Below are 17,694 nucleotides of genomic sequence, written 5' to 3'. Positions count from 1 at the left end.
TCACTTGCAAAAGGAAAGACAGGTGAAATCTTAGCGTTCAGATCATGCAGGAAGTTAAAAACACCCAGCGCGCGCTCGTCCGCATCGGCTACGACGGCAGCGTGCACAAAGTCTTCCGCGGCCCGCAAGCTTACGCCCGCTTTGAAAACGAAGTGCGTGTGCTGAAATATTTGGAAACGCGCGGCTGCGACTTCGTCCCTAAACTGATCGAAGTCGATGAAGCCGACTTGAAGATCGTCACGACCAACTGCGGTTCACGCGTCGACCAGGTAAATCCCGAGCGACTCAAACAACTGTTTGACGAACTCGAAACCTTTGGCGTGCGCCACGACGACCCCGAAATCCGCAACGTCACTTATCGGCGCACCGACGGACGTTTTTGCCTCATCGATTTCGAATTCGCGACCCTACTCGAAGAAACCAGCGCGGCAAACCCCTCCGCCGCGCCGATTCTCAAATGGTCAGGCCTTACGCATCGTGGTCATGTGCGCCCGAACAACGAAGACACGTTTCTCGCCCTCGAATTCGACGGGCGTGAAGTCCACTATCTCAGCAAGCTCGGCGAGGCTTCGTCCGCGCGCAAAGATTTCGTCTTCGCCGTCAGCGACGGCATGGGCGGCGCCAAGTCCGGCGAGTTCGCCAGCCGCATCACGAAAGACAAAATCACGCACCTACTCCCCAAAGGGTTTCGCATCGCCAAGCCCGGCCTCACCAGCGGCTACGACAAAACCCTCCACGAACTTTTTAAAGCCATCCACGAAGACCTAATTCACCTCGGCGAATCTTACGAAGAATGCCGCGGCATGGGCACGACACTCAGTATGTGTTGGCTCACGCCCGGCTGGATGTATTTCGGACACATCGGGGACAGTCGCGTTTATCACCTGCCGCCCGGCGGTGGCATCACGCAACTCAGCCACGATCACGGCCACGTCGGGTGGTTGCAGCGCAACGGAAAACTAACGGAACGCGAAGCCCGCATGCACCCGATGAAAAATGCGCTGCATCAATCGCTCGGCGCCGAGCACCAGTTCATCGAACCGCAATACGGCGCGATGCCCTGTGCGCCGGGCGACCGTTTCTTGCTCTGCTCCGATGGCTTGATCGAGGGCCTCTGGGATCGTCAGCTCGATGAAATCGTCCGCGCCGCCGATTCCGCACCCGTCGCCCAACGTCTCATCGACGCCGCGCTCGAACGAGCCGGCCGAGACAACATCACCGCCATGGTAGTCGAGGCCCTCTCGGGCGACCTCTCTGGCCAAACCCCCGCTCCGAAATCAGCTTTGCCAGCGCCATGACCAAGGTGTTTGTTTACGGCACGCTCAAGCGCGGCGGTCGCAACCAGCGTTTCATGGCCGGCCAACGCTTCATTACCGAAGCGCGCACCCCGGCGGGTTTCACCCTTTACAGTCTCGGCTATTATCCCGGGATGATCCGTGACCCGCACGATACGCACGGAGTCACCGGCGAACTCTGGGAAGTCGACGACGCTTGCCTCGCTTTGCTCGACGAACTCGAAGGCGTGGATGAGAAACTTTACGAACGCGTCGCCATCTCGCTCGCCGCTCCGTTCGTCGCTGAACGAGCTCAAACGTATCTATACTTGTGCAGCCTCGAAGGCCGCGCACATCTCGGAGCTACGTTTCCCGTGTAGCGTTCGCGCTCGCGCGCAACGTGGCCCTCAAGCAGGCCACCTGTCTTCAGTTTTTCAGCGCCGATTTCGGAATGCGCTTCACCGTCACAAAACGCGCACGGAATAAATCTTCGAGCGTCTCACGCGCGGCGAGCGGGATGCGTTTAATCAAATCATCCATCGGGGGCAGTTCGCCCTTCTCGTCCTCGACATCAACCTGCGCGATCTTCGGCACGGCGTTCTCGTCGGCAGCGGCCTCGCGTTGCTCGGCGATAAACATCGCTTCCTCATCTGGCGACGGCCCGACGGGCGCTTCACTGATGTTACCACTGACTACGCTGGCAATGGCCGCGTCTTCCTTGGATTCGGTCGAGACGGCGCTAGCCGATCGTCTCAGTCGTTTTTTTTTGAGCCGTCGGCGGGCAGCGTATCTGCCAATGCCGAAATCTCTTTGATCAACGAATCGATCGCGCGCGCGCGGCTCGCTTCGACTGCTTTCAAGAGCGCGACTTCGAAATTAATTTTCTCCGACAGACCGTGCTTCACGCCACCCTCGCCTTCGCGCAGGCCATCGAGCAAGCGCGTCAGCTGTTCGGTCGTCATCGTCGTGCCAAGCGCCGTGCTGTGGCCATTCTTCGCGATGGAATCGAGCAACGCCGTGCGCACATGCGCCTGCAAATCGACGAGCAAGCGGTAAAGATCGCGGCCATTATCATCGGCTTCGTCGACCAGCGCGACGAGCTGCTTGTGGTCGCCCGACGCCAGCGTGCTTGCGAGCGCGGCAATCTTTTCAGCCGAAACCAATCCGTAAACATCGAGCACATCGGCTTCGTTCACTTCGTTGCCGCAGAACGAAATCATCTGGTCGAAAATGGACTGCGCGTCGCGCATGCCACCATCCGCCATGCGCGCGATGCTATGCAGCGCGCCGTCGCTCACTTTCACTTTTTCGGCGACCGCGATCTTTTTCAGGCGCTGCACGATCAACTCAGTCGGAATCGGCTTCAGGTCGAAGCGCTGGCAGCGGGAAATAATCGTGGGGAGCACTTTTTGCACATCGGTCGTCGCAAAAATAAATTTCACGTGCGGCGGCGGCTCCTCGAGCGTCTTCAACAGCGCGTTAAACGCCGCCGTCGAAAGCATGTGCACTTCGTCGATGATATAAACTTTGTATTGCCCCTGCGACGGCGCGTAACGCACCGTGTCGCGCAACTCGCGCACCTGCTCAACGCCGTTGTTCGACGCACCGTCAATCTCGATGACGTCGAGACACGAGCCGTCGGCGATCGATTGGCAAATCGGGTCGTTGACATCGAAATTTGCGTTCGGGCCACCGGTGGCATTGAGCGCTTTGGCAAAAATACGCGCAGTGCTGGTCTTGCCCGTGCCGCGCGGTCCGACGAACAGATACGCGTGCGCGATCCGGTTGCGACCGATGGCGTTTTTCAACGTCCGCACCACATGGTCCTGCCCGACAACGTCGTCGAACGTCTGCGGGCGCCATTTGCGGGCGATGACTTGATAGGAACCGGACATGCGGAAAAAATAAGTGGCCAGGCAATCCACGGCACTAGGAGAACGTCGTCACCGTTGCTACCTTCCGGTCCTGGCGGGGTTCACGCGTCTGCCCATGCATGGCGCCTGGCCACCGCGGAACGTAGGTCGCACCTCCGCCCTTTCAACTAAAATAAAACGGACGCCAAAAAGGCGTCCGTGCGGAAAATTTTATTTCTTGGGCTCGCCAGACTTTTCTGGCGGCGGTGGTGGTGGACGATCCCCGTCTCGAGGCGGGCGTGGACCGTTACTGAAAACTTCGCGCGGCTCGTTTTTCTTCATGCGCTCGCGTTGTTCCTTGTTCATCTGCTCGAATTTTGTGCGCTGCTCGGGCGTAAGTTTTTCGCTGATCTCGCGCTTCATGCGTTCGAAAATCCCACCGGTTTCGCTGCGTGAATACGTGCGCAGGCGGTCGAGTTCCTCCATGTTGCGCTGAATGATGGGCTGGATCTGTTGGATTTGCGCAGGCTGCAACTCCAGCGCGTCCACGAGGCGCTTCATCTGATCAGGCGCCCATTTTTCAACGGCTACTGTGGAACGATGCTGCTCGGCCGGTTTCGCGGGCGCATTAAGGCGCTTGTCCACGTAGATTCCGGTGACAACGCCCGCGAGAAAAATGCCCACGAGCAAAACGATGACCTTGAGAGGGCTCTTCATTACGAGAGATCCAGCATTTCGGCGGCTACGATGTCGGAAGCGGCGTAGTCGTCCCAAGGATCACTGCCGAACGTCGCGGAAAAATTAAATGCGAACGCCGCCACGCCCATCACACCGGCGACCACGAGTCCGCGCAACGCGACGCGCTCGAACACTTCCCACGGACTCGCCGGCTGTGCCAGCATCGCGCGCGCTGCCACGCGGGTGGCGAAACCATACGGTGCCGCCACGTCGCGCGTGTCGTCGGCCTGCCGGGCGAGCGTGGTGAGTTTCTGCCATTGTTGGTCGAATCGGTTCATGATGACTTCTCCTTGCTTTGTAGTTCCTGAAATAATTTTTGCAATTTCCGACGCGCCCGAAACGCGCGCACTTTCACCAAAGTCTGGTTCCAGCCAGTCTGGGCGCTGATTTCCGCGATGGTTTTTTGATCGAGATCGAGCAATTGGATGACGAGCCGGTCGTCAGGTTTGAGTTGATCGAGCAGCTTGTGCACCAACTCGCGCGCCGCGAGCGCACTGCCGGGCAACTCGGTTTTCTCGTCGCTGAGGACATTGTCGAGGACTTCGGCTTCGTTTTCGGAAAGATCGGCCCAGCGAAATTCCGGGCGACGCTTTTGCGCACGCAACTGGTCGATACACGTCGTCACCGCGATCCGCGAAACCCAATGCGGAAACGGCACAGCACCTTGGTATTGATCGAGTCGCGTGAACATTTTCAGAAAAATATCCTGGGCGAGGTCTTCCTCGGCCACGCGTCGTGGCAAATGAGAGCGCACGATGCGGATGACGAGCGGGTGGAGATGTTCGACGAGTTCGCGGGCAGCCACTTGGTCGCGCCGACGCACGCGTTCGAGGCAACCGAGCATATCGAACTGATCTTCAGCCATGGAATTGTAGAGCCAGCAGGCACACGGCAAGAGACGGTGACTCCGGCATTCCAGTTACCATGAATTTACGCACTTCCCTCTCGTCGTGACTCAACACCCGGCAGCCTAAAAAAGACCATTTCTTAAAGAGGAAGGTCACGAGCGGTCGATTTTGTAAAACATCCACAGGCCCAAGCCTTGAAAAATCAGATTGGGCGCCCACATCAGCAAATCGGGCCGCAGTTCAGGTCGTCCATCAAACCAACCGACCACGATCGTCAGAAAATAATACCCCAAAAACAAACCGACACCCACGAAGAGATTCGCCGAGGTTTCTTTGCGAGAAACTTTGATCCCAAGTGGAATCGCCACGAGCGCGAACGACAGGACCGCAAACGACATCGCAAATTTCTCGTGGAAGACGATCTGCACGCGCATGCGTTCGAGTTCACGCTTTTCGTTATCGACCGCCGGATCGGGTTTACCAAGCCGGCGCCATTCATCGATCAACTGCGAGAATGTCATCCACTTCAGTTTCCGCTTCACCACTTTGTCGCCGGAAAGCTTGTTCAGCGGCAGATCAAACGTCGCTCGCTCCATTGACGGCGTGCCGATTTCTTGAATGAAATTTTCAGGATCCTTGTCATTGCGCACCTCCATTTGCGCGCGTTCGACCGTCAACGTGAGCTTGTCGCCCGTTGCATCGAGTTCGATCTCGCCCGACTCCGCCCGGCCGAATCGACGCACGCGTCTCTGCTCGTCCAGTTCCCATAGCCAAAGGTCTTTCAGTTTCGAGCCGTCCTTCTCGCCTGCATAGATCACCATCCCGGGAAAATCGCGAATGAACGTCTTAGGAATAATAAAACTCAGCGGATTGGAACTCACTGCTTCCGCCACCATGCGCTGGGAGGTGACTTTAGCCATCGGCATGAACTGCAAGTTCACAAAAACGCCAAATGCCACGCAGAGTAGCGCGAAAAACAAAATCGGTGCCGACAACCACGCGACACTCAGTCCCGAGGCGCGCAGTGCGGTAACTTCGCGATCCGACGACATCCGGCCCAATACCAGCAGCACTCCTGTGAGGATTCCCAACGGCAACGCGTAAACCAGCACGTAAGGAATCAGCAGCAAAATCAGCTGGATCGACACGCCCACATCAAACTGTCCGGAAAGAATATAAGGAAGGATCTCCTTCAGCGTATTCCCGATCATCAACACAAACGCGAACAACCCCACCGTAGCCAGGCACGTCAGCGCGACGTTGGCAAAGATGTGTCGGTGGATAAGATTCATCAGAGTAGTTGAAAGTTCACGGTTGAGGGTTGAGAGTCAGACCGCAACGCCGCGTTTTTGGCCGCGCAAATTTTCAGATTCCGACTCCGAGCATCCTTTTCGATGAAATTCACTCCCACCAAATCCGCGATCTACGGCGAGACCCTCGACTCGCTCACCGCGCTCTTAAAAGAGCACGGCCAGCCGGCGTTTCGCGCGAAGCAGATCATGGAGTGGCTTTACAAGAAACGCGTCAGCAAGTGGGAGGAGATGACCAATTTGCCCCTGGCGTTCCGCACCTGGCTCGCGGAGCAATTTGAAATCACGCCGACCAACTTCGTGCTCACGAAGCAGTCCGAAGACGTCACCGATAAACTCCTCCTCGAACTCGGCGACAAATCGCTCATCGAAACCGTCATCATCCGCGCGCCGCAAATCGGCGTCGGTCAGGAAGACTCCCGCAAGACGATCTGTATTTCTACCCAAGTTGGCTGCGCGATGGGCTGCAAATTTTGCGCCTCCGGTCTCGAAGGATTGAAACGCAATCTCTCTGCCGGAGAAATCGTTCATCAACTCATCCAAGTCTGTCTTCAGGAAGACGCCCGCACTCCCCGCGCCCGCGCCGAACTCGCGTCATTCGACAATATCGTCGTCATGGGCATGGGCGAACCGCTGCACAATTACGACGCCATCATCCGCGCGCTCACCATCGTGAATGCCGAATGGGGCCTCGGCTTCGGCGCCCGTCGCATCACGCTGTCGACCTCCGGCCTCGTGCCAAAGATCAAGCAACTCGCCAACGAGCCGCTCGGCATCCGTCTCGCGATTTCACTCCACGGCGCGACCGATGAAGTCCGCGAACAGATCATGCCCGTGAACAAAAAGTGGCCGCTCGCCGAACTCATCCCCGCGATCAAAGAGTTCAACGAAAAGCACGGCCGCATGGTGACGCTGGAATTCATCCTGATCGAAAACATCAACGACTCGCTCGACCAGGCGCAAAAACTCCGCGACATCGCCATCGACCTGCATGCGCACGTAAACCTGATTCCTTACAACACGGTGGAAGGCCTGCCGTGGAAACGCCCGAGCAATAACCGCTCCGAACGCTTCGCCGACGTGCTCCGCGACGCCCGCGTGCCCGTCACCCTCCGCCGCGAAAAAGGCCACGCCATCGACGCCGCCTGCGGCCAGCTTCGCCTAAAAACCGAAAAGACCCGCCAAGCCGAGGCCGCCACTTCCGCTTAATGCCCAGTCGATGGCTTCTAAGGTCGCCTCAAGAAGCTGGCAGTGAAATTTCACACTCGGCACTTTACACATCATCGAATCCAGATGTATTGATTTCTGAAATGAAAGCCGACCGGCCGATCTCAGAAATCCTGTCCACCAAGCGCACCGTGCGCTCGCTCGAATTTTTCCCGCCCAAGGACGACGCGGGTGTCGAAGCCCTCCGCCAGACCGCCGCCGCGCTAAAACGGATTTCCCCCGATTTCGTATCCGTAACCTACGGCGCCGGTGGCAGCACGCGGGAACGCACCGCTCAAGTCAGCAAGCTGCTCCGCGAGGAAACCGGCTTCACCGTGATGCCTCACCTCACGTGCGTCGGCCACTCGCGCGACGAACTCAACAGCGTCGCCGACACGCTCCACACTTCCGGTTACCGCAACATCATGACCTTGCGCGGTGATCCGCCCAAGGGTGAGACTGAGTTCGTCCCTTACAAAGACGGCCTGCGCTACGGCAGCGATTTGGTCGCGCTGCTCAAAACCCGTCACGCCGATTTCTGCCTGGGCGTCGGCGGCTATCCCGAGAAACACCCCGAAGCGTCGTCCGCCAGCCTCGACCTCGATAATTTAAAACGCAAAGTCGACGCCGGCGCCGACTTCATCACCACGCAGCTCTTTTTCGACAACGCCGTCTATTACCGCTTCGTCGATCAATGTCGCGCACGTGGCATCACGATCCCGATCGTTCCCGGCATCATGCCCGTGCTTTCGTTGAAACAGATCAAACGCTTTACGGAAATGTGCGGGGCCTCGCTGCCGCCGAAACTCATCACACGTCTCGAAGTCGCCGGCGAACTCCCTGAGATCGTCGAAACCGTCGGCAACGAATGGGCCGTCACCCAGATCCGCGACCTCCTCGCCCACGGCGCCCCCGGCTACCACCTCTACATCATGAATCGCGCCAAAAGCGCGCTGGCGCTGGCGGCGGGTTTGGCGGCCTAAATTAAACGGGCAGGATCCGATTTCGCAGGAAATTATTATCCGCCCGCAAACACCGGCCTGAATCCCGCGTCGGTTAAGATCTGCGCAATTTTCTCGCGCTGGTCGCCTTGGATTTCGATTTCGCCGTCTTTGACGGTGCCGCCGCAGCCGCACGCGTTGCGCATTTTTTTCGCGAGTGATTCTTTTTCTGGCAGACCGATGCCGACAAAACCTGTCACGAGCGTCACGGTTTTGCCGCCGCGTCCGGCGGTCGTGCGCTTGATATCTACGCGACCGCGGTTCTTCGCCGGCGGCTGCGGAATACCCTTAATTTGCGGGTTGGGAACTGGAGCTGGAGCGCTTGGCAGATTTAGGCCGCCTAATGAGCCAAACGGATTTTGACCGAGCGACTGCCCACCATCGGTCGAAACTTTTACCTTGTCCGAATTCGAGCTCATGACCGCCCTCCAGCGCACCCGCCGGGAGGCGAAGCCGGCTTTACCGTGAGCGATTCGTCCCCACCCAAATAGGCGAGCGCTTTGGCATAGCTACGGCCAGCAAGGAAATGCGCGAGTTGAGGATGCAGCTCGTTTTCGTGCGCCGCCAGCAACTCGTCGAGTTCGCGCAACGCCGACGAAATCGCCGGGCCATCAGATTTCGTAATGCCCGAATGGAGCTGGATAAGGGCTGCTTTGACTTTGTTTTCGATCATGAAAGACGCGTAGAATTAAACTTTCTTAATCAGATGCTTACGGGCGCATAATTCCAGTTTCCTTCCGCCACCGCGACCTTGAATCCACTTGTCTATGACACTGGCCGATGCTCCCATTCATGTCCGACGTTTACTATTACCCCCGTTTATAGGCAAGCGTCGATCCCTCCTCTCCTTTTCCTCCATCTCCCATGAATCCTGTCACTGTCTCCGAACGCGCCAATGCCGGCGTCATCGAAGAGTATCACCAGCGCTGGCTGGACAATCCCGACTCCGTCGATCCGACGTGGCGCGCGTTTTTCCAAGGCTTCACGCTTGGCAACAACGGCCAATCCGTCGCCGTTGCCGCTACGGCTGGCGCGCCGGTGGTCGACAGCCTCAAACAGGCGCATGTCCACTACCTCATCAACGCTTACCGCGCGATCGGTCACACCCAGTCGCACCTTGATCCGCTCAGCGGCCCACCGCCGGCTTCGCCGAAACTTGAATTGTCCCAATTTGCGTTGAGCGACGCCGACCTCGACACGGTGTTCGACACCGGCACGTATCTTGGTGGTGGCCAGATGAAGCTACGCGACATCGTTGCCGCGTTAAAAGAAACTTACTGCGGCCACGTCGGCGTGGAATACGCGCACATCCAGGATCAGGACGCGCGTCGCTGGCTCCAAGAGCGCATCGAGTCTTCGAAGCTCAACCCTACATTCACGAAAGCCCAGAAGGTCCGCATCCTTCGCCGCGTGCACAAGGCCGAGCTCTTCGAAAAATTTCTTCACACGAAATACGTCGGTCAAAAACGGTTCTCGCTCGAAGGCGGCGAGACGATCATCGCGGCCCTCGATGCTGTCATCGATCATTGCCCTGATTCCGGCATCGAAGAAATCGTGATGGGCATGGCGCACCGCGGCCGCCTCAACGTCCTCACGAGTATCATGCGCAAATCGTTCGACGTGCTCTTCGAACAATTTTCCGAAAACTATGTGCCCGACACGGTCGCGGGCGACGGCGATGTAAAGTATCACCTCGGCTACGAATCCATTCTCAAGACGAGTTCCGGCGCGCAGGTCGAAGTCCGCCTCGCAGCGAATCCTTCGCACCTCGAGATCGTGAATCCCGTCGTCGAAGGCAAAGCCCGCGCGCGCCAGCGCATCCGCGGAGACGCCAAGGAACGCCGCAAAGTCATGCCCGTGCTCATCCACGGTGACGCCGCCATCGCCGGCCAAGGCGTCGTGGCCGAGACGCTGCAATTCTCCCAACTCCCCGGTTATCGCACCGGCGGCACGTTGCATTTCGTCATCAACAATCAGGTTGGTTTCACCACCGACCCGATCGACGCCCGCTCGACGCGTTACTGCACCGACGTCGCGAAGATGATCGAAGCCCCGATTTTCCACGTGAACGGCGACGATCCGGAAGCCGTCTGCATGGTGTCGCAGCTCGCGATGGATTTCCGCGTGCAATTCAAACGCGACGTCTTCGTCGACATGTATTGCTACCGCAAACACGGCCACAACGAGACCGACGAGCCGTCCTTCACGCAGCCGACGCTCTACAAAAAAATCGGCGCGCACGAACTCGTCTCCACGATCTACACGAACGCGCTCGTCGCGCAGAATTCCATCACGACCGTCGAAGGCGACGCGATCAAAGCCGAGTATTCCGCCGCGCTCGACGAGAACCTCACGAAGGCCAAGAGCCGCGAAGCTGAAAAAATCGAGAAACGCAAAGCCGCTGCTCAAGCTCCCGCGGCGCAAACAACCACCGCGAAAACAGATTCGTTCAAAGGTTCGACCGCCGTTTTCCAACCGGCTTTCAACCACACGCCGGTCACCACCGCGGTGAGCGCCGAAACAATCGACAACGTCGTGAAAGCCCTCACGACCGTTCCCGCCGACTTCAAGATTCACTCGAAGATCAAGCGCTTCATCGACGGCCGCGCCGAGGCGCACAAGAACGGCGGCCCTTACGATTGGGGCATGGGCGAAGCGCTCGCGTTCGGCACGTTGTTGCTCGACGGCACGCCGGTCCGCCTCAGCGGACAGGATTGCGAACGCGGCACCTTCACGCATCGCCACGCCGTGTTTAACGACACGGAAACCGGCGCGAAATTCACCGCGCTCAACACGATCTCCGACAAGCAGGCGAAATTCTGCGTTTATAACTCGCTGCTCTCCGAAGCCGCCGTGCTCGGTTTCGATTATGGCTACTCGCTCGACTACCCGGAAATGCTCTGCATCTGGGAAGCGCAATTCGGCGACTTCGTAAACGGCGCGCAAGTCGTCCTCGACCAGTTCATCGCCAGTGGCGAATCGAAGTGGCAGCGCAACAGCGGTATCACGCTCCTCCTCCCGCATGGTTACGAAGGTCAGGGCCCAGAGCATTCCTCGGCCCGCCTCGAGCGTTTCCTGCAAACCTGCGCCGAGAACAATATTCAGGTCGTGAACCTCACCACGCCGGCGCAATTTTTCCACGCGCTGCGCCGCCAGATGAAACGCGACTTCAAGAAGCCGCTCGTGGTCATGGCACCGAAATCGCTCCTCCGTCATCCGGGCGCGGTTTCGAAACTCGAAGATTTCATCAAGGGCAGCTTCCAGGAAATCATCGACGATCCGATCGAGTCAGAAAAAACCGATCGCGTGATTCTTTGCTCCGGCAAGGTTTACTACGATCTCATCGACTACCGCGAAAAAAACAAAGTGGAGAACACCGCGATCATCCGCGTCGAACAGCTTTACCCGCTGCATCGCGACACCCTCACGAAACTCGCCGACGACTACGGTCGCAACGCGCGCCTCGTCTGGTGTCAGGAAGAACCGGCTAACATGGGCGCGTGGTCGTTCATCGCTCCGCAGCTCGAAGAAATCTTCGGCCGCAAAGCACTTTACGCGGGCCGCGACGGTGCGGCTTCACCGGCCGTTGGCGTGCTTTCCATGCACCGCCAGCAGCTCGCCAACTTCCTTAAGAAAGCCTTCACCGCTTAATCTCTCATTTAAAAAATCTCTCTCATGGCAATCGAAGTCAAAATTCCACCGATGGGCGAATCCATCACCTCCGGCGTCCTCTCTAAATGGCACGTCAAAGACGGTGACATCGTCAAAAAAGACCAACCGCTCTTCGAACTCGAGACCGACAAGATTACGTCTGAAGGCACCGCCGAGTCCGCCGGCAAAATCACGTTCAAAGTTGCCGCCGGCACCGAAGTGAAAATCGGCCAGGTCGTCGCCAGCATCGATGAGGCCGCCAGCGCGGCTCCCGCTGCAGCGCCGGCGCCAGCCGCCGCCCCCTCCGAAGCTTCCGCGAAAGAAGGCGCCAAGTCCGACGCCCAATCCCCCGCCGTCCGCCGTCTCGCCGCCGAAACCGGCGTCGATCCTGCGAGCGTCGAAGGCTCCGGCAAAGCCGGCCGCGTCACCAAGGGCGACATGCTCGCAGCCGGCGAAGCCAAGCCCGCTGAAAAAGCTCCCGCGCCTGCTCCGACCCCATCGCCTCAAGCCTCTCGCCCCTCGCCTGCGCCGACTGGCGAACGCCAAACGCGCGTCACGATGACGAAGCTCCGTCAGACGATTGCGAAGCGCCTCGTCTCCGCCCAGCACGAAGCCGCCATGCTCACGACTTTCAACGAAGTCGACATGTCCGCCGTGATGGAATTGCGCAAAAAATACCAAGACGACTTCGTGAAGAAAAACGGCGTGAAGCTCGGCTTCATGTCCTTCTTCACCAAAGCTGTCGTCCAGGCGCTCAAAGATGTGCCCGCCGTCAACGCCCGCATCGATGGCGACACCATCGTTCAAAATCATTATTACGACGTCAGCATGGCCGTCTCGACTGAGAAAGGCCTCATGGTTCCGGTTATTCGCAACTGCGACAGCCTCAGCATGGCCGACATCGAAAAAGAAATCGGCAACGCCGCGAAGAAAGCTCGCGACGGCAAAATCACCCTCGCCGACCTCGAAGGCGGCGTCTTCACGATCACCAACGGCGGCATCTTCGGTTCGATGCTGTCCACGCCGATCCTCAACGCGCCGCAAAGCGCCATCCTCGGTCTCCACGCCATCAACGAACGTCCCGTCGCGTTGAACGGTCAGGTCGTCATCCGCCCGATGATGTATCTCGCCCTCAGTTACGATCATCGCCTCGTCGACGGCAAGGAAGCGGTCACCTTCCTCGTGAAAGTGAAACAAGCCATCGAAGATCCCGCCCGCCTCTTGATCGGTGCTTAACCATCTTTCTCTTTCCTCTTTCTCTTAATCTTTCTCCTGCTCGGCCAATCCCTGACGAAAGAGAAAGAGTAAGAGTAAGAGAACGAGAAAGATTCCAAATCTACTTTATAAAATGTCCGAACAATCTTTCGACCTAGTCATCATCGGCGCCGGCCCGGGCGGTTACGTCTGCGCGTTTCGCGCCGCGCAACTCGGCCTCAAGGTCGCGCTGGTCGACAAACGCGCCACGCTCGGTGGCACCTGCCTCAACGTAGGCTGCATCCCGAGCAAAGCGCTTCTCCACTCTTCCGAACACTTCGCCTTCGCGAAGACCCACGCGGCGGCCCACGGCATCAAGATCGGCTCCGTCGATCTCGACTTGCCGACGTTCCTGAAACGCAAAGACGAAGTCGTCGCCAAAAACGTCGGCGGTCTCGCGCTGCTCGCCAAAGCCCGCAAAGTAGCGGTTCTCACCGGCGAAGCGTCCTTCACCTCGCCCACGTCCCTCTCCGTTAAAGGCGAAAAAGAAACGACCACCGTCACCGCGAAAAATTTCGTCATCGCGACCGGCTCTGCTCCGGTCGAGCTGCCGTTCATGAAGTTCGACGGCAAGACCGTCGTTTCGAGCGATCAAGCGATCGCCTTCGACGCCGTGCCGAAGAAACTCGTGGTCGTCGGCGGTGGCGCCATCGGTCTCGAACTCGGCTCCGTCTGGGGCCGCCTCGGCGCTGACGTCACCGTCGTCGAATTTCTTCCGAAAATCATCGCGACTTACGACGACGACATCGTCCGCAACTTCACGCGCATCCTCGTCAAGCAAGGCCTCAAGATCGAAACCGGCGCGAAAGTCACCGGCTTCGCCAAGGGCGTGCTCACTGCGGAACGCGAAGGCAAAGTCCTCGAATTCCCTGCCGACAAGGTGCTCGTAGCCGTGGGTCGCCGTCCTTACACGGACAATCTCGGCCTTGATAAAGCCGGCGTCGAACTCGACGAAAAGAAACGCGTCAAAGTCGACAACCACCTCCGCACGTCTGCGAAAAACATCTGGGCCATCGGCGACGTCGTCGCCGGTCCGATGCTCGCGCACAAAGCCGAGGAAGATGGCGTCGCCGTCGCCGAATGGATCGCCGGCAAACACGGTCACGTGAACTGGGATCTCGTCCCTGCGATCGTTTACACCCATCCGGAAGTCGCCTCGGTCGGTCTCGGCGAAGACGCCGCGAAAGCCAAAGGCCTCGCGGTCAACGTCGGAAAATTTAACTTCGCCGCCAACGGTCGCGCCATTGCCGCCGACGCCACGGACGGCTACGTGAAAATCGTCGCCGACGCCAAGACCGACAAAATTCTCGGTGCGCAAATTCTCGGTGCCAACGCCGGCGAGCTCATTAGCGAAGTCGTGACGCACATGGAATACGGCGGCAGCGCCGAAGACCTCGGTCGCACGATCCACGCGCACCCGACGATGAGCGAAGCCATCAAGGAAGCGGGCCTTGCTGTCAGCAAGTCCGCCATCCACGGCATGTAACCATTCTTGGCCATAGCTACAAGGCGCGCCCCGAGGGGCGCGCCTTTTTTTTGCCGGTCTTGAAAGGTAGGGGCGGTTATCCCTAACCGCCCTACGAACGTGATATCCCCCACAAAGGACGGTTAAGGATAACCGCCCCTACCTTCTTAAATTTAAATCCCGCCGGCCCGCCGCCGCCGCCACACGACGAGCGCCAACGTAAGCGAGCCGGTGATGAAGGCCCACGTCGACGGTTCGGGAATCGCCGAGACGGTCGTCGTGGTGATGCCATTCGAAAGCGATGTGAGCAGAAAGCCTCCTTCGATCAGCGAAGTTTCGTAGAGCCACCCCTCTTCCAAACCTGACACGGAGAAGAACGTCGATTCACCGGAGAAAGAAAACGTTCCCGCCACCTCGAAAAACTCAAACCGCTGGCCCGCCGTCGGGGCAAAGCCATTCGTAAACGCAAATTCCACCAGCGAGCCTACCGCGAACGTCGCATTTCCGGTGACGACGAGCTGATCATAAAGCGAACCCGGGGCCATGCCGCCGATCTCAAGTTGCAGCGTCGAGCCCGCTTCGAACACCACATCGCCGTGGATCGTCAACGTGCCGGGTGAATTGCCGGGTCGAATCGAGCCGCCTGCTTGCACCTGCACATACGGGATAAAATCTCCGCTCGCATCCGTTTTCGGCTGAAACGCGATCACGCCACCGCTGCCTGAAATCACGCCGCCATTTTCCACGATGATGCGGCCCAACGGGCCGGCGAGCACTTCGCCGCCGTTGGAAACATTCAGCGAACCGTAAATCCGGCCGTTATCGATGCCTTCGATTCTCGCGCCAGTGCCGTTTACATTCACTTGCGCGCCTGCGCCAATCAACAGCGAGTTGGCCACATTCACGACCGCGCCGCTCAACACATTTAATCGGCCCGTCGCGATCAGCGCGCCTTGATTCGGTCCGCCGCTGTTATCGAACGCCTTGTTCACTTCGATGCTCTCCAAATTCACGGTGCCGGTGTTTTGAAAAATCGTTTCGCCACCGCTCACCAGCAGTCGATTCGCGCCGCCACCGGAAACCCACGATGCCCCGTCGCGCACCTGCAACAGCCCGCCCGCCCGCACGATCGCGCCGATGTTAGAAAGCGAAGATCCACTTCCGCTCACCAACACGGTCGACGGCTGCGCCGGATTGCCGCCCCCGATTCCAAGGATGACGGCAATGCCCGCGTCGGTGCCGCCAGTCAGCTTGCCGCCGTTGAGCACTTCGATTCGTCCGCGTCCGCCGCCTTCACCGCCAACCAACGAACCTGTTTCCATCACCAGTTCGCTGCCGGCATCCTGCACCGTGATCTTTCCCTGCGAACCGGCCCCGCCCGCCACCGCGAACGTGCCGAGCGTGACTTTGCCGCCCTGCTGCACCGTCATTTCTCCATTGCCCAACTGACCAATTACCATCGACGCCGCCGTCAATTGGCTGCCGGTGCCACTCACGTCCACTTTTCCCGTGGCGGTGGTCGCGATGCCCACGGTGACAGAATCCGCCACCAGTTGCCCACCGGTTTTAATCGTCAAGTTGCCGCGACCTTGGGCGCCCACCTTGAGTTCACTCGATACGAACTCACTTAAAGTCGGCGTGATTTCTCGCTCGCGATTCACAAAGCGCACTTTGCTGCGGGCACTGATCTCAAACGACGCCGTGTCGCCCGGCGAGGCCGCCAGGATGGCGTCGCCCACAATTTCAAAAATGCCTTCCCTGACCGATAGCTTTCCCGATTCGATCACGAGCGCGGGTGCATCGATGTCCGCGAAATTCCTGCCCAGCCGCCAGCCGGTGAATTGACTGAATCCCAAACCGCTCGTGATCGGATCAAGTTCCACCGTCGTCGTGCCGCCACCGGTGATGCGCAGACTGCGGTTTTCCTCCGCGCCGCCACTTCCCGCCCACACAAAAGTCACCGTCTTCGCGTCACTGTGCGTAAACTGGAGCGTATCAGTCACGCCCGGAGACATCCGTTGCGACCAGTTTTCGTAATTTTGGAAGAAGGTGTTCGCAGCACCCGTGAAGATGAACTCAGACTGCGAGTTCGCCATCTCGTAAGTGGAGGTGAAGCTGCCGCTCACGTTCAGCGAGGCTTCCGTCACGGCGTCATCGCGATACCCTCCGCCGGTTAAATCGAATCGCAGCAGGCCGAACTCCGCCACGGGAGTTCCGTTGGCCCCATAAAGAATTTCAGACGCAGGGGCGCCGCGCATCGATAATCCCCCTGACTCCGGCGAGCGGTAGAGCGCAAACGCGCCGGCATTTTGACCCTGCGCCTCGGCATCCCCAGCCAAGGTCTGATCGTAGATCCAAAACGAAGCCGCCCCCTCGCGCGAGTAGAGCTGTTCCGGGTTCACCGCGGCTGCCACTTGGGCCTGATAAGACAGCGTGAGCGTCACTTGCGTGATTTTTCCGGCGATGCCCGTGCGCCCCAAGACCTGGTGATCAGGAAACGCCTTCGAAAAATCCATGTTCAGCGAATATTGCGTCGTTCCGCGGTAATCATGAAAGATCGGATTCCCAAATTCATCTCTCACATGCTCCGGTGCCCGGATCGAATAGGCCATGGATCGGCTCGTTTTCCCCGACACCGTGAAATCAAGTCGATCCCCCTCCGCCGTAGCAGTGACTTTCCACGGCGAGCGCGTCGGCGCGCCGTGATCCAGATCATAAATAAAGGTGCCCGCGGCACGCGAAACGTCGAACGTTTGCGCATCCCAATAATTCGGCGCGCCATTGGCATAAGCTCCAAACGGCTCTTCCACGATTGAAAAGACCCGCGAGCCATCGAAGCGATGCGACTCTAGATTACCGTTCTCCGTGTCCTGCAGGATAATCATACTCTGCAATGCCGGAACTTGCGCCAACGCCGGCGCGAGTCCGCCCCACATACCCAGGACCAGTGCCACCGACGCACCCCGCAGATTAAGCGTAAATACCCGGCCGATGGAAAAAGATGACATAAGAGCTTAAGCGTGGAAATGTTCGCGTGATGCCGCGCTGCCGGCGTCGTTGCCGAGCGCAATCATTTGGCGACAACACTATCGCA

At 58.7% G+C, this 17,694-nt stretch carries 16 protein-coding genes and 1 other RNA gene; 7 read left to right on the top strand and 10 right to left on the bottom strand.

Annotation, left to right across the window (positions count from 1 at the left end; translation table 11 throughout):
* The first annotated feature begins 44 nt into the window (after window positions 1–44).
* Both ACRRQW_RS14995 and ACRRQW_RS14990 read left to right on the top strand, forming a co-directional pair.
* Window positions 45–1,298, top strand: coding sequence for a protein phosphatase 2C domain-containing protein (locus tag ACRRQW_RS14995; RefSeq protein WP_438482407.1), 1,254 nt, complete (start codon window positions 45–47; stop codon window positions 1,296–1,298).
* Entirely contained in the window at window positions 1,295–1,654 is a 360-nt protein-coding gene (locus tag ACRRQW_RS14990) for a gamma-glutamylcyclotransferase family protein (protein WP_438482406.1), read from the top strand. The genes ACRRQW_RS14995 and ACRRQW_RS14990 overlap by 4 nt, the downstream gene beginning before the upstream one ends.
* A gap of 46 nt (window positions 1,655–1,700) precedes the next feature.
* Here ACRRQW_RS14990 and ACRRQW_RS14985 read toward each other — a convergent pair whose 3' ends face one another.
* From ACRRQW_RS14985 to ACRRQW_RS14955, 7 genes are all read right to left on the bottom strand, one after another.
* On the bottom strand, window positions 1,701–1,913 hold the full coding sequence (locus tag ACRRQW_RS14985) for a hypothetical protein (protein WP_438482405.1): 213 nt from the start codon (window positions 1,911–1,913) through the stop codon (window positions 1,701–1,703).
* Window positions 1,914–2,026: 113 nt separating this feature from the next.
* Window positions 2,027–3,169: a DNA polymerase III subunit gamma/tau gene (gene dnaX, locus ACRRQW_RS14980; RefSeq protein WP_438482404.1), complete on the bottom strand. Its 1,143-nt coding sequence runs from the start codon at window positions 3,167–3,169 to the stop codon at window positions 2,027–2,029.
* Between the two features lie 12 nt (window positions 3,170–3,181).
* An RNA gene (gene ffs, locus ACRRQW_RS14975) (signal recognition particle sRNA small type) lies at window positions 3,182–3,280 on the bottom strand.
* A gap of 78 nt (window positions 3,281–3,358) precedes the next feature.
* A complete protein-coding gene (locus tag ACRRQW_RS14970; RefSeq protein ID WP_438482403.1) occupies window positions 3,359–3,844 on the bottom strand; it encodes a hypothetical protein in 486 nt (161 codons plus the stop codon).
* Entirely contained in the window at window positions 3,844–4,143 is a 300-nt protein-coding gene (locus ACRRQW_RS14965; RefSeq protein WP_438482402.1) for a hypothetical protein, read from the bottom strand. Before ACRRQW_RS14965 ends, ACRRQW_RS14970 begins: the two co-directional genes overlap by 1 nt.
* Window positions 4,140–4,730, bottom strand: coding sequence for an RNA polymerase sigma factor (locus ACRRQW_RS14960; RefSeq protein ID WP_438482401.1), 591 nt, complete (start codon window positions 4,728–4,730; stop codon window positions 4,140–4,142). Before ACRRQW_RS14960 ends, ACRRQW_RS14965 begins: the two co-directional genes overlap by 4 nt.
* A 135-nt stretch (window positions 4,731–4,865) precedes the next feature.
* Window positions 4,866–6,005, bottom strand: coding sequence for an LptF/LptG family permease (locus ACRRQW_RS14955; RefSeq protein ID WP_438482400.1), 1,140 nt, complete (start codon window positions 6,003–6,005; stop codon window positions 4,866–4,868).
* 102 nt (window positions 6,006–6,107) lie between these two features.
* Between ACRRQW_RS14955 and rlmN the strand changes: the two genes are divergently transcribed.
* Together rlmN and metF are read left to right on the top strand one after the other, a co-directional pair.
* Entirely contained in the window at window positions 6,108–7,232 is a 1,125-nt protein-coding gene (rlmN, locus tag ACRRQW_RS14950) for a 23S rRNA (adenine(2503)-C(2))-methyltransferase RlmN (protein ID WP_438482399.1), read from the top strand.
* 101 nt (window positions 7,233–7,333) lie between these two features.
* Complete coding sequence (gene metF, locus ACRRQW_RS14945) at window positions 7,334–8,212, top strand: methylenetetrahydrofolate reductase [NAD(P)H] (RefSeq protein WP_438482398.1); 879 nt, start codon at window positions 7,334–7,336, stop codon at window positions 8,210–8,212.
* Between the two features lie 35 nt (window positions 8,213–8,247).
* Here metF and ACRRQW_RS14940 read toward each other — a convergent pair whose 3' ends face one another.
* Window positions 8,248–8,649 carry a translation initiation factor gene (locus tag ACRRQW_RS14940; protein WP_438482397.1) on the bottom strand — a complete coding sequence of 134 codons (402 nt, stop codon included), beginning with the start codon at window positions 8,647–8,649 and terminating at the stop codon, window positions 8,248–8,250.
* Window positions 8,646–8,903, bottom strand: coding sequence for a hypothetical protein (locus tag ACRRQW_RS14935; RefSeq protein WP_438482396.1), 258 nt, complete (start codon window positions 8,901–8,903; stop codon window positions 8,646–8,648). The genes ACRRQW_RS14940 and ACRRQW_RS14935 overlap by 4 nt, the downstream gene beginning before the upstream one ends.
* Before the next feature lie 191 nt (window positions 8,904–9,094).
* Between ACRRQW_RS14935 and ACRRQW_RS14930 the strand changes: the two genes are divergently transcribed.
* From ACRRQW_RS14930 to lpdA, 3 genes are all read left to right on the top strand, one after another.
* Window positions 9,095–11,881 carry a 2-oxoglutarate dehydrogenase E1 component gene (locus tag ACRRQW_RS14930; RefSeq protein ID WP_438482395.1) on the top strand — a complete coding sequence of 929 codons (2,787 nt, stop codon included), beginning with the start codon at window positions 9,095–9,097 and terminating at the stop codon, window positions 11,879–11,881.
* Between the two features lie 24 nt (window positions 11,882–11,905).
* Window positions 11,906–13,117: a 2-oxoglutarate dehydrogenase complex dihydrolipoyllysine-residue succinyltransferase gene (gene odhB / locus ACRRQW_RS14925; protein ID WP_438482394.1), complete on the top strand. Its 1,212-nt coding sequence runs from the start codon at window positions 11,906–11,908 to the stop codon at window positions 13,115–13,117.
* A gap of 112 nt (window positions 13,118–13,229) precedes the next feature.
* On the top strand, window positions 13,230–14,621 hold the full coding sequence (gene lpdA / locus ACRRQW_RS14920) for a dihydrolipoyl dehydrogenase (protein WP_438482393.1): 1,392 nt from the start codon (window positions 13,230–13,232) through the stop codon (window positions 14,619–14,621).
* 152 nt (window positions 14,622–14,773) lie between these two features.
* Here lpdA and ACRRQW_RS14915 read toward each other — a convergent pair whose 3' ends face one another.
* Complete coding sequence (locus ACRRQW_RS14915; protein WP_438482392.1) at window positions 14,774–17,608, bottom strand: hypothetical protein; 2,835 nt, start codon at window positions 17,606–17,608, stop codon at window positions 14,774–14,776.
* Window positions 17,609–17,694: the final 86 nt, after the last annotated feature.

Origin of the sequence: Oleiharenicola lentus (assembly GCF_051660365.1) — a bacterium.
Classification (GTDB): Bacteria; Verrucomicrobiota; Verrucomicrobiia; order Opitutales; family Opitutaceae; genus Lacunisphaera; species Lacunisphaera lenta_A.
This window is presented reverse-complemented; position numbering and strand designations above follow the sequence as displayed.

Bases quoted from the DNA above. Each gene is read 5' to 3' on its own strand.
- ACRRQW_RS14995 (WP_438482407.1), top strand. From the start codon at position 45: ATGCAGGAAGTTAAAAACACCCAGCGCGCGCTCGTCCGCATCGGCTAC.
- ACRRQW_RS14990 (WP_438482406.1), top strand. From the start codon at position 1,295: ATGACCAAGGTGTTTGTTTACGGCACGCTCAAGCGCGGCGGTCGCAAC.
- ACRRQW_RS14985 (WP_438482405.1), bottom strand. From the start codon at position 1,913: ATGTTTATCGCCGAGCAACGCGAGGCCGCTGCCGACGAGAACGCCGTG.
- dnaX (WP_438482404.1), bottom strand. From the start codon at position 3,169: ATGTCCGGTTCCTATCAAGTCATCGCCCGCAAATGGCGCCCGCAGACG.
- ACRRQW_RS14970 (WP_438482403.1), bottom strand. From the start codon at position 3,844: ATGAAGAGCCCTCTCAAGGTCATCGTTTTGCTCGTGGGCATTTTTCTC.
- ACRRQW_RS14965 (WP_438482402.1), bottom strand. From the start codon at position 4,143: ATGAACCGATTCGACCAACAATGGCAGAAACTCACCACGCTCGCCCGG.
- ACRRQW_RS14960 (WP_438482401.1), bottom strand. From the start codon at position 4,730: ATGGCTGAAGATCAGTTCGATATGCTCGGTTGCCTCGAACGCGTGCGT.
- ACRRQW_RS14955 (WP_438482400.1), bottom strand. From the start codon at position 6,005: ATGAATCTTATCCACCGACACATCTTTGCCAACGTCGCGCTGACGTGC.
- rlmN (WP_438482399.1), top strand. From the start codon at position 6,108: ATGAAATTCACTCCCACCAAATCCGCGATCTACGGCGAGACCCTCGAC.
- metF (WP_438482398.1), top strand. From the start codon at position 7,334: ATGAAAGCCGACCGGCCGATCTCAGAAATCCTGTCCACCAAGCGCACC.
- ACRRQW_RS14940 (WP_438482397.1), bottom strand. From the start codon at position 8,649: ATGAGCTCGAATTCGGACAAGGTAAAAGTTTCGACCGATGGTGGGCAG.
- ACRRQW_RS14935 (WP_438482396.1), bottom strand. From the start codon at position 8,903: ATGATCGAAAACAAAGTCAAAGCAGCCCTTATCCAGCTCCATTCGGGC.
- ACRRQW_RS14930 (WP_438482395.1), top strand. From the start codon at position 9,095: ATGAATCCTGTCACTGTCTCCGAACGCGCCAATGCCGGCGTCATCGAA.
- odhB (WP_438482394.1), top strand. From the start codon at position 11,906: ATGGCAATCGAAGTCAAAATTCCACCGATGGGCGAATCCATCACCTCC.
- lpdA (WP_438482393.1), top strand. From the start codon at position 13,230: ATGTCCGAACAATCTTTCGACCTAGTCATCATCGGCGCCGGCCCGGGC.
- ACRRQW_RS14915 (WP_438482392.1), bottom strand. From the start codon at position 17,608: ATGTCATCTTTTTCCATCGGCCGGGTATTTACGCTTAATCTGCGGGGT.